A 10,191-nucleotide genomic window follows, 5' to 3' on the forward strand; every position below is an offset into this window, starting at 1 on the left:
CTCTTCCGCTTCCTCTCGGTGGCGGCGACCGCCGAGGCGGAGGGGCTGATCAGGGCGCTGCCGCCGGAGCCACTCCCGTTACTGCAGGCGGCGAGCGCCCCGGCGCCGGCCACTCCCAGCCCGGCGAGCAGGACGGAGCGACGGTTGATGCTGTTCATTGTGTTATGTCCTCTGTTTCGAAACTGCCGATGTGGTCGCGAGGGACGGCACATCGCGCGCCGTCCGGGGCGGCCTATATGCGCAGTTGAGAGAGGACGGACAAGTCGGGCGGGGCGCGCCCGACCGTGCCGGCGGGGACACGAGCTTCCCCGGCACGCTCCAGGCCCGTGGGCAGGTCGAATGTGCTCTGGCCCGGCGCGGCCAGTTGCACGGAACCGACGCCGGCCGTGGTGCAGTGCTGCATGGTCATGGCACAAGCGCCGGAATCAACGCCATGCGCGGACGATTCCGAGGCGGAAGGCAGCGCCTCGCCCGCCATCGCGTGGGCCGGGTCCGCCATGGCATGCGCGGCGTGGGCGAGAGCCGGCATGCGAGCAGAGGCCGACGTGGGCGATGCGGTCGTCATAGACCTCATGGATGCCATGGACGTCTCGTGGTGGACGAGCACGGCCAGCGCGACGGACAGGGTGAGGAACACCCCGCACGCCCAGCGAACGGCCCTGCCGCTGTGAGCTGTCCGTATCGCCATGAGTTCCACCCGTGCCGTGCTGACTGGTTGCCGGAGTCGCATCCTACCCCCAGGGGGTACTGACCACCATTACGGCCTCACCACCCGATGAGATCCTTATCCGGTCGGCAGCCCTCCGTACGAGTGCAGACCGGTGATGAGGATGTTGACGCCGTAGTAGTTGAAGACGAAGGTGGCGAACGCCACGAGCCCGACTACCGCCGCGCGCCGGCCCTTCCACCCGGCAGTGGCACGGGCGTGCAGGTACGCGGCGTAGGCGACCCAGGTGATAAAGGCCCAGGTCTCCTTGGGGTCCCAGCCCCAGTAGCGCCCCCACGCGGCCTCCGCCCACACCGCGCCCGCGATGACCGCGAAGGTCCACAGCGGGAACACCAGACCCGTCAGCCGGTACGCCAGCTTGTCCAGCGTCCGCGCGGACGGCAGCCGCCGCCAGAGCTCCGCCGTTCGCCCGCCGGCCCGGCCTGCCGCGACCTCGCGCTCCCAGCGGTCGCGGAACAGGTACAGGACGCTGACCACGGCCGCCGTGTGGAACACGCCGCCGGAGATGATCGCGGCGGAGACGTGGATCCACAGCCAGTATGAGTGCAGCGCGGGCACGAGCTGCGCGGAGTCGACGTACAGCACCGACACCGCGAGCCCGAGGGTCAGCAGGACCGAGAAGAGGACCGGGACTCCGAGCCAGCGCACGGGCTTCCGGGCCGCGAGCAGGCCCACGTACGCAGCCGACGCCATCAGGGCGAAGGCGGTGGAGAACTCGTACATGTTGCCCCACGGCGGGCGGCTCACCGCGAGACCGCGGGCGAGGACCGATCCGAAGTGGAGCAGGAGCGCCAGCACGGTCAGCGAGACGGCGATCCGTCCGACCAGGTCGGCCCTGGGGCTGTCACCAGCCGCGCCGGCGCCGTCGCCCGCCGGGGTTCGGTGTTCTTCCGGAGACGTGGCCGCAGGCGGTGCCAGCACTTGCGTGCTGCTTCCTGTTGCACCGTCCACGGCCACGCTCCGCGTCCGGCCGCGTGAGGGCGCGACCGGAGTCCGTTGTGCCGACGAGGCGGCAGCGGATACGCGAACGACTTTGGTGCTGCCACCGAACGCCCACTCAGCGCAGGCGGCAACGAAGGCGAGCAGATAGACGGCGATGGCCGAGTACATCAGCCAGTTGGCGAGCTGGGCCAGGTCCTGGTCCGCGAGAGAGGTACCGCTCACTTCTGCTCCTGGTGCACGAGTTCTGTGTTGTTCACGTCCGGAGTGGTGTTGCCCAGGGCGGGAAACCGCTCACGCAACTCGTCGGCGAGCTCGGTCACTTCCTCGGCCGTCCGCTCGGTACCGCCGGGATCCAGCCCGGCGACCACGATCCGTACGCGGCCGCCCAGCATGGGCTCGACGCGCACCCACACCCGTCGACGGCGGACGAAGAGTGATGCGCACAGTCCGAGGCCTATGGCCACAGAGCTCCACAGGGCCATGCCGTTGCTGGGGTTGCGGGCGATCTGGAAGCTCGCCCACTGCTTGATGCCGTCGAAGCTGAGCGAGCCGGCTCCGCCAGGGAGTTGCATCCGGTCCCCGGGGCGCAGCGCCTTCGCGAACGGCGATCCGTCGGCCTCCCGGAACTGCGTCATACGGCTGGAGTCGAGCTGGTAGACGTTCTGCGGCTGCCCGCTGTCCATGCCGAGATCGCCGTGGTACGCGGTCAGGACCAGTACCGGGTCGTCCGTGGCGGGGAAGGAGGAGAACCAGCCGTTCTCGGTCAGCTGGACGGTGGGCAGGAAGAGCCCGGAGAAACCCAGGCCGTCCCGCTTGCCGTTGCGGTCACGGGCGTCCGGCGCCTTGACCACACCCACCGAGCGCAGGTTGCCGTCCTGCGGCAGGAACGCCGCGGGCCCTTGCCACGCGACCTCGCCCTTGCCGTCGCGAACGGTCACCACGGGCGCGTAACCGTGGCCGACCAGGAACACCTTGGAACCGCCCACCACCAGCGGCTTGTTGACCTCCACGCGGGCCTCACGCGCCTGTCCGCCGCCGTCCTCGGTGTAGCTGAGCTTCGCGACGAAGGAGCTGGCGGTGCCACGCTGCGGACCGCTGCGTTGATACGTGGCCGAGAACCCCTTGAGGCTGAAACCGAACGGCTGGAGGCTGTCGGCTGAGGCCAACGTGCCAGGGGTGAAATCGTCGTACTGCGTCAAGGTGTTGGTGAAGCTCTCTCCTTCGAGGACGAGCTTCTGGCCGGTCGTACCGAAGAGGCTGCCAACGGCGAGCGCGACGAGGAGCCCGAACAGCGCCGTGTGGAACACCAGGTTTCCGGCCTCGCGCAGGTATCCCTTCTCCCCCGCGACCGATCCGTTCCCTTCGGAGTCGACGGCGACCCGAAAGCGTCGACGTCGCAGTAGGTCCCTTGCGGTGAGCAGCGCCTCGCCCTGGTCGGCGGACGCCGCCCAGACGGCGTGCTGCGGCAGGCGGTCCAGGCGGCTGGGGGCCGTCGGCGGACGGGACCGCAGGGTTCGTACGTACTGCGAAGTCCTCGGCACGATGCAGCCGGCCAGCGAGATGAAGAGCAACAGGTAGACGGCGGCGAACCAGGGCGACGCATAGACGTCGAAAAAGCCGAGCTTGTCGAGAAGCGGGGCGAGGTCCGGGTAGCGCTCGCGGAAGTCCGCGGCCTGCGCCGGCTGCCGCCCTTCCTGGGGTACGAGGGAACCGGGCACGGCGGCGAGCGCGAGCAGGAGCAGCAGGACGAGGGCCGTACGCATCGTGGTCAGCGAACGCCAGCCCCAGCGCAGCCAGCCGACCGGCCCGAGCCCCTTGGGCTCGCTGGCCTGCGGCGCGGATTCACTCGTAGGGGCATCGCCTTGCGTGTGAGGATCGGCGAGACTACGAAAACTATTAGTAGCCACGGGCCGAGTCTGACACATGCCATACCCGGTACGGAAAGGACCCCCGCGAGCGGAGAGAACAGAACACTCCGCGAGCCATCTACGAAGGTCCTTAGAGCACCGGAGGGAGGAGGGGACCCTCGCGCAGCATCGCATGACGGCACAGCGGGCAGCACCCCCAGGGCGACCCCGGAAGCCGCCGACACGACCCTTCCACAGCAGCTTCCGCAATACCCCTTGGGGTATATGTTCACTGTATCGAGCGTCGTCAACCACGAAGGCGGGCGGGGACCGTGAACCGGCTCATCGCAGCTGCAGCGGGCGGGCTGCTGGCGCTGTTCAGCATGTACTGGGACGATTCCCTGCACACCGACGTGGGCCGGGACACCTTCTGGAGCACACCGCACGTACTGCTCTATGGCTCCCTCATGGTGACGCTCGCCGCCACCGCGTGGTGGGGGATCGGGAGTGTCCGCGACCGGAGCCTTCGTACGGCCATGGCGGATCCGCTCCTGCGGTGGGCGGTCATGTCCGCCGGAGCCATCGGGATCTCGGCTCCGGCGGACGAGGCCTGGCACGTCGCGTTCGGCCGGGACGCGGTGCTGTGGAGTCCGCCGCACCTGCTGGCCATCATCGCCACGTTCGCCCTGGCCGTCACCCTGCTCCGGGCGATCGCCGCCGAGGGCGGCGGCCGGCCCCTAGTGCTCGGCGGCGGACTGGTCCTGGCTGCCTCGCTGGCGCCGGTCATGGAGTACGAGTCCGACGTGCCGCAGTACTCGGCCGTGTGGTTCCTGCCGACCGCCGCCACCGGGCTCACCCTGGCGGTCGTGCTGATCCGGCGGTTCGACTCGCATCCGTGGGCCGTCACGCGCGCGGCCCTGGTCGCCACCGCCGTGCGGCTGGCCGTGATTCCGGTACTCGCCGGTCTCGGGCATTCCACGCCGATCGTGCCGCCCCCCGTGCTCGTCGTCGCCCTCGCGGCCGACGTGGTCCGCAGGTGGCGTACGTCCCCGTGGGGGCTCGCGCCCGTCGTCCCGCTCGCCGTACACGCGGCGTACGTGCCACTGCTCCCCTTCCTGCCACACGGCTCGACCCTCGCGGCCGACCAGATCGTCCCTTCCCTGCTCCTCTCGCTGGGCGGCTCGGCACTGGTCGTGCTCGTCGCGGAGGGGTTGCCGCGCAACCGGCTGACTGTGATCCGGACAGCCGGGCTCACGGTCGCCGCGCTGACTCTGGCGCTGCCCCTGCTGTCCGCCGGGCGCGCGGTCGCCCACGACCCCGGTCAGGGGACCGAGGCGGGCGAGGCCCACTGGCGGACGACCGCTCGGGACTCCCGGATCGACGTCACCGTGGCTCCCGAGCCGAACGCATCCGGCCGCGCCGTCCTTGTCGCACGACGCGCCGGGCAGGAGCTGTCCGTCCCCCTCACCTCGTCCGGCGCGGGCGTGTACCGCGGGTACGTCACTGTGCCGGAGTCCGGCCGCTGGTTCGTCTACGCCGTCTTCCGCGACGCCGGGGCCTCGACGACGGAGACCTGGATCCCGGTCGAGGCCGGCTCCTCGCAGCTCCTGCACGAGACCCGGCCGCTCTACGTGCCGCCCGCCCCGCAGAAGGAGGGTGCGGGCCGGGCGGCTGCCACCGTCGCGCTGTACGGGCTGTCGGGGGTGATCCTGGTCGCCGTCGCCCGCTCTGGCCGCCGTACCCCGCTGCCGCAGGGGTGAGTTTGCCACCGTGTCCCGACGACGGGATTGCCCTGGCCCAGAACCCCGACTGCCGTGTGACGCTCCGGCAGGGCGGCGGTGCGGGCGGCCCGGGAGTGCGTCGACCACGCCCCTGAAGACGGGCCTCGGTGACGGCACGTCCTTCGAACGACGCGTGTGCGACACCCTGTCCGCGACCGGAGGATCAAACGGGCCAGGCCTGCGCGGCTTCTGGAGAAGCACTCGCCGCGATTCAAAGGGCCGTCAGCCGACCTCTGATCACCGGGCCTCAGCCGACGGCTGCTCACCGCGCGCCTGCCAGCACCCGCGCAACCCCAGGTTCTTTCGGCCCGAGGAACTGGGGGTCTGGCTCGAACGCCGCGTCCAGGGCCGCCTTGTTGGCGGCGAACACCTCGCGGGTGGCGTTGTAGTACCAGACCGCGTCGTGGTGGTCGGCCGCACTGACGCCGTACGAGTCGACGCCCGCCTCCTGGCACAGTGCGACCGCCCGGCGGATGTGGAAGCCCTGGCTGACGAGGATCGCGCGGTCGACGCCGAAGATCTTCTTGGCCCGCACGCAGGAGTCCCAGGTGTCGAAGCCGGCGTAGTCGCTGACGATGCGGGCGTCGGGCACACCGCGATGGGTGAGGTAGTGGCGCATGGCGTGCGGCTCGTCATAATGCACGGTGCTGTTGTCGCCGGTGACCAGAACCACCTCGACACGACCCTCGCGGTACAACTCCGCCGCCGCGTCCAGGCGGTTGGCGAGGAAAATCGACGGCTCGCCGTTCCCGAACAGGCCCGCGCCGAAGACAACGGCCACCCCGGTGCGCGGGGCGTCGGCTGTCGTCCGCAGCCGGCCGTCCGCCGCCGTGAACACCCACGTCGCGGGAAGCAACGCCAGCACGCACAGGAGCATCACCGCCTGCACGGCCCGCCGCTGCCCTGCGCGGGTGCGCGGCAGACACGGCTTGAGGATGGCGCTCGGATGCGGGCGCGGCAGGCGCATGACAGTGATCCCCCCAGTTCGTGGGCCACCGTGCTCAACGGCGGCTTGTGTGGCTCGGCTGTTTCTGCCGTCCCGGACAGCAACCAGCGCTCTGCCAAACGAATGACCCCGCACATGGTCCCCACTCACCCTCGCAGCGTGACCAACCTCACTGAGTGGCGCCGGGCCTCGGCGAAGGCGTCGGGGATCCCGGTCGCGGCTGGTTCTCGAGGCTCCCGCAGCAAGCTCGACGTCCACGTGCCGCCTGCCCTGCAGAAAGACAGCGCGGGTCGGAACGGCCCCACGGTCGCGCAGTGCGGGCGGTCGGCGACGATCGCCGCGGTCGTCAGACGCTTGAGTCGCCATAAGAAGTTACGTAGTGGTTTAGTATCCGCTTGGGGTCCAAGACCGTTCTGGTGTTCGTACGGACCTTCCCCGGGCAGTCACCGATCCCCCTCGGCTGTCCAGGTGAAAGAGGAGGTGCTGGTGGACGACCGTCATGCGTCGGGGATTTCGACCTCGGCAGTCCCCGTTGCCGCCTCCCCGTACGAGTCATGGCCGGAGAGCCCCGGGTGGGAAGCCGGGTACGAGTCCTACGGCCATTCTGTCCACAGCGTTGGTCAGCCCCACACCGGACACGCCGATCCCGACCCGCTGTTCGGTGCGATACCGGGCGCGTACGGCACCGGCGCTCCTGGTGACGAGTCCTTCGGCCACCAGACGTGGCACCACTACGAGAGCGGCGGTCACGACACCGCTCTCACGTGGGAGGCTCCCGGATACCGAACGGACCTCAGCGGCCAGTGGCACGGAGCCCAGTGGGTGGAGACCACCGGTCCGGACTTTTCCCCGCAGGACGTTCCCCCGGCCTCGGACAGCTTCGACGCCCTCGGTCCGTACGCCACCGCCGAGATCATCGCTTTCCACGGCCCTCCCGACGAGGAACCGCCAGGCCAAGCGCCGCCACACGGTGAGACCCCCGTGCGCCATAGCGCGCCCGAAGCCACGTCCCCCAGCGCTTCCCCGGACCGGACGGCGACGCGCCGCGCCGGCAGCCGCCGTCGCCGGGCCCCGCGCCGAGGATCCGCGCTCCTGACGGTGGTCGCTCCCTCGGTCGCGTTCATGGGCATGGCCGGGATCGCTGCCGCCTCCATCGGCCTCGGCGGCAGCAGCGGCAAGGCCACGCAGGCCGCCCCGGACCCTGCTGTCCAACCCTCCACCGCCAACGACGAGTTCGACACTCAGCTCCGCACGCTCAGCCGGGAAGCCGACGACTTCGCCGAGCGCGCGAGCCGTACACAGGAACGCATCGACCTCGACCAGCAGCGGCGTGAGGAACAAGAACGCCGGAGGGAGGAGGCGGAACGCAAGAAGAGGGAGGCGGCGGAACGAAAGAAGGCGGAGGCCGCGCGCAGGGAGGCACTGCGCCCCAAGTTCGCACTCCCCGTCGCGCAGAAGGGAGTCGGCGAGCTGTTCGGAGCGGTCGGCTCCATGTGGTCCAGTCGGCACACCGGCCTCGACTTCCCTGTGCCCATGAACACGCCGGTGAAGGCGGTGACCGACGGCACGGTCGTCGCCGAGTGGAATCCGTACTACGGGAACCTCGTCAAGGTGACCGCCCCCGACGGCACACAGACCTGGTACGCCCACCTCGCCAGTGCCAGGATCCGCTCCGGTCTCGTCCAGGCGGGGACCGTCATCGGCTACGCGGGCAGCACGGGCAACTCGTCGGGCCCTCATCTCCACCTGGAAGTCCACCCCGGCGGCGGCGATGCGATCGATCCGCTGACGTGGCTGCGCAGCCACGGGCTCGACCCGACGTAGCAGCGCCCACGACGCCCGGGGGAAGCGCCGACCACCGGCAGGTGCCCGCCCCGGAAGTGCCCGGCCGGGCCCCGGAGCCACGGCCGCGCAGGAAGCCGAGCGCCGCGGGAGGGCGAACCATTGCTGTCGAGAGGGCGGCATTCCGACCGCGACGCCCCGGTCGTCTCCGCGCGTCGGCCGGCTCCCACTTTCGGCGGAGCCCCAGCGAGTCGGCGTTTGCGGAGGTCAGTGTCGGCCGTGCGAGCTGGACCCTCAGCGCTCCGACGAAGACACCCGTCCTCACTCCACTCCGGGTGGCCACGCGCCTGCGTCCAGGCGGGAACCGATAAGCAGCGGGCGGTGTACACAGGACATGAAGGTGCTGCGTGAAGCGCGCCCAACAGACGTCTTCTCGCGCGGGCGCCTTGGCTGCGCGACACGTCGTGACCACAGGCAGGGCTACCGGTCCGCCCATGATGGGCTCAAGGCGCTGGTGCCATCTCGTGCTGTACGCCTGTCCATCCAGGGAGGAGCGTAAGCGGGGGCAACTCGTTCAGGTGCGTCGGCAGGGCCTGGATGTGTCTTGTCACTGGCTGCTCTGTGGGCTGTAGGGCTGGAGGAGCTGGTCGACGGGTGCGTAGTCGTCGGTGAGTGGTCGGGCGTCGCCGATCCAGAACGTGAGGTCGTCGCCGGTGGCGATCTTCCAGCCGGTCTGCCGGGCGCCCAGCACTTTCTGCGTCGCGCGTACGTCGACCGGCCGGTCGGAGGCGACGACCACCAGGTTGCCGCCCCGGGCGGTGGCGGTCGGGTCGAGGCCGATATCGGCGGGTTCGCCGACGAGGTCGACGTGCTCGAAGACCTTGCTGAGGGTGGCTGCTTCGGCGCGTGCGAAGGCCAGACCACCGTGATCGATGAGGTTGGCGACGTACAAGCCGTCCTCCTTGAGCACCCGCCGTACGTCCGTCATCGCCTCCACCGTGGTGAGGTGCCACGGCACGCTGACACCCCCGAAGGCGTCGCCGACGACGAGGTCACGACTGTCGGCGTCCAGTCGCCGCAGGCCGAGCCTGCCGTCCTCGACGCGCACGTCGGCCACCGCCGACCTGGGCCTGGCCATGGGCACCGGCACGGACGCGGCGATAGAGGCGGGCGACCTGACCCTCGTACGGGGCGACCTCCGGGTCGCGGCGGACGCGATCCGCCTCTCCCGCAAGACCCTCGCCACGATCAAGGGCAACCTCTTCTGGGCCTTCGGTTACAACGTCGCGGCCCTGCCGCTCGCCGCTGCCGGCATGCTCAACCCCATGATCGCGGGAGCCGCAATGGCGTGCTCATCAGTGTTCGTGGTGACGAACAGCCTGCGGCTGCGGTCCTTCAAGTGACCGCAAGACATTGCCCCTTCGGCTGAGGCGCCCGGTCCGATGAGGCCGGGCGCCTCAGCGTCGAGCCCGCCCCTCGGGCTCGACGGCTCACCCTCCGAGCGTGCCGGAAGTTTTCCCGGGACCCCCAGTCCCGGGGGGGCGCGTGACTCCTCCGCCCATGCGCGCGGCTTGTGCGGCTACTTCAGGGCGCTGCCCTTCTGCCAGGTGGCCCAGTCGACGTTCCAGTCACCGTAGCCGTTGTTGACGGCCAGGGTGTCAACGTAGTTGATGACGGTGACCCGGGCGCCGAGGTGGACCTGGTCGTAGAACCACTTGGCGTCGGCCGTGCTCATACCGATGCAGCCGTGGCTGCCGTTGACCTTGCCGAACCTGCCCTCGTTCCAGGGCGCCGCATGGGCGTAGGTGCCCGACGGCGTCAGCTGGACGTCCCACTTCACCGCGCCGAGGTCGTACGCCTCGGGCCCGAAGATACCGACGGTGGCGGAATGCATGCGCATGGTGGGGGCCTGCAGGCCGCCAGAACCATGGCCCCCGCAGCCGCCAACGCCATCGGCTTCGATATCCGAACGGCGGCAGGGCACGCCAGGCGCAGCAGCTCACCAGTACGCAGATGATGGCGGCGAGTCGGCGTGCACGTTCCCTGAAGGGAGCCTCAGCACGATACGGACCACAACACGAGAAGGCGTTCAGAGGTCGTTCTCTTTCCGAACCCCAGGTGCGGTTTTTGCTGGTCAGGCATGAGATTGCGGCTGGCACGGAAGTC

General features: G+C 70.0%; 7 protein-coding genes and 2 pseudogenes. 3 read left to right on the plus strand and 6 right to left on the minus strand.

Annotated elements, in window-relative coordinates; all coding sequences use genetic code 11:
• Positions 1 to 232: 232 nt before the first annotated feature.
• From ACPXCS_RS39430 to resB, 3 genes are all read right to left on the minus strand, one after another.
• Positions 233 to 637: a hypothetical protein gene (locus ACPXCS_RS39430; protein ID WP_425952337.1), complete on the minus strand. Its 405-nt coding sequence runs from the start codon at positions 635 to 637 to the stop codon at positions 233 to 235.
• A 147-nt stretch (positions 638 to 784) separates the two neighbouring features.
• On the minus strand, positions 785 to 1,891 hold the full coding sequence (gene ccsB / locus ACPXCS_RS39435; RefSeq protein WP_425952336.1) for a c-type cytochrome biogenesis protein CcsB: 1,107 nt from the start codon (positions 1,889 to 1,891) through the stop codon (positions 785 to 787).
• Positions 1,888 to 3,432, minus strand: a complete 1,545-nt coding sequence (gene resB, locus ACPXCS_RS39440; protein WP_425952335.1) for a cytochrome c biogenesis protein ResB — start codon at positions 3,430 to 3,432, stop codon at positions 1,888 to 1,890. Before resB ends, ccsB begins: the two co-directional genes overlap by 4 nt.
• A 416-nt stretch (positions 3,433 to 3,848) precedes the next feature.
• On the opposite strand from resB, the gene ACPXCS_RS39445 reads away from it, so the two are divergent.
• Positions 3,849 to 5,276 carry a hypothetical protein gene (locus tag ACPXCS_RS39445; protein ID WP_425952334.1) on the plus strand — a complete coding sequence of 476 codons (1,428 nt, stop codon included), beginning with the start codon at positions 3,849 to 3,851 and terminating at the stop codon, positions 5,274 to 5,276.
• 283 nt (positions 5,277 to 5,559) lie between these two features.
• Here the strand turns inward: ACPXCS_RS39445 and ACPXCS_RS39450 are convergent, their stop codons facing one another.
• Positions 5,560 to 6,264 carry a SanA/YdcF family protein gene (locus tag ACPXCS_RS39450; protein WP_425952333.1) on the minus strand — a complete coding sequence of 235 codons (705 nt, stop codon included), beginning with the start codon at positions 6,262 to 6,264 and terminating at the stop codon, positions 5,560 to 5,562.
• 1,077 nt (positions 6,265 to 7,341) lie between these two features.
• Between ACPXCS_RS39450 and ACPXCS_RS39455 the strand changes: the two genes are divergently transcribed.
• Entirely contained in the window at positions 7,342 to 8,067 is a 726-nt protein-coding gene (locus ACPXCS_RS39455) for a M23 family metallopeptidase (protein ID WP_425952332.1), read from the plus strand.
• Positions 8,068 to 8,632: 565 nt separating this feature from the next.
• On the opposite strand, the pseudogene ACPXCS_RS39460 reads toward ACPXCS_RS39455, so the two are convergent.
• A pseudogene (locus tag ACPXCS_RS39460) lies at positions 8,633 to 9,136 on the minus strand (fused MFS/spermidine synthase); the annotation flags it as partial.
• A gap of 1 nt (position 9,137) precedes the next feature.
• Between ACPXCS_RS39460 and ACPXCS_RS39465 the strand changes: the two are divergent.
• A pseudogene (locus ACPXCS_RS39465) lies at positions 9,138 to 9,428 on the plus strand (heavy metal translocating P-type ATPase); the annotation flags it as partial.
• Between the two features lie 176 nt (positions 9,429 to 9,604).
• On the opposite strand, the gene ACPXCS_RS39470 reads toward ACPXCS_RS39465, so the two are convergent.
• Complete coding sequence (locus ACPXCS_RS39470; RefSeq protein WP_425952331.1) at positions 9,605 to 9,925, minus strand: L,D-transpeptidase; 321 nt, start codon at positions 9,923 to 9,925, stop codon at positions 9,605 to 9,607.
• Between the last annotated feature and the right edge of the window lie 266 nt (positions 9,926 to 10,191).

Origin of the sequence: Streptomyces sp. DT190, from assembly GCF_049846985.1 — a bacterium.
GTDB lineage: Bacteria > Actinomycetota > Actinomycetes > Streptomycetales > Streptomycetaceae > Streptomyces.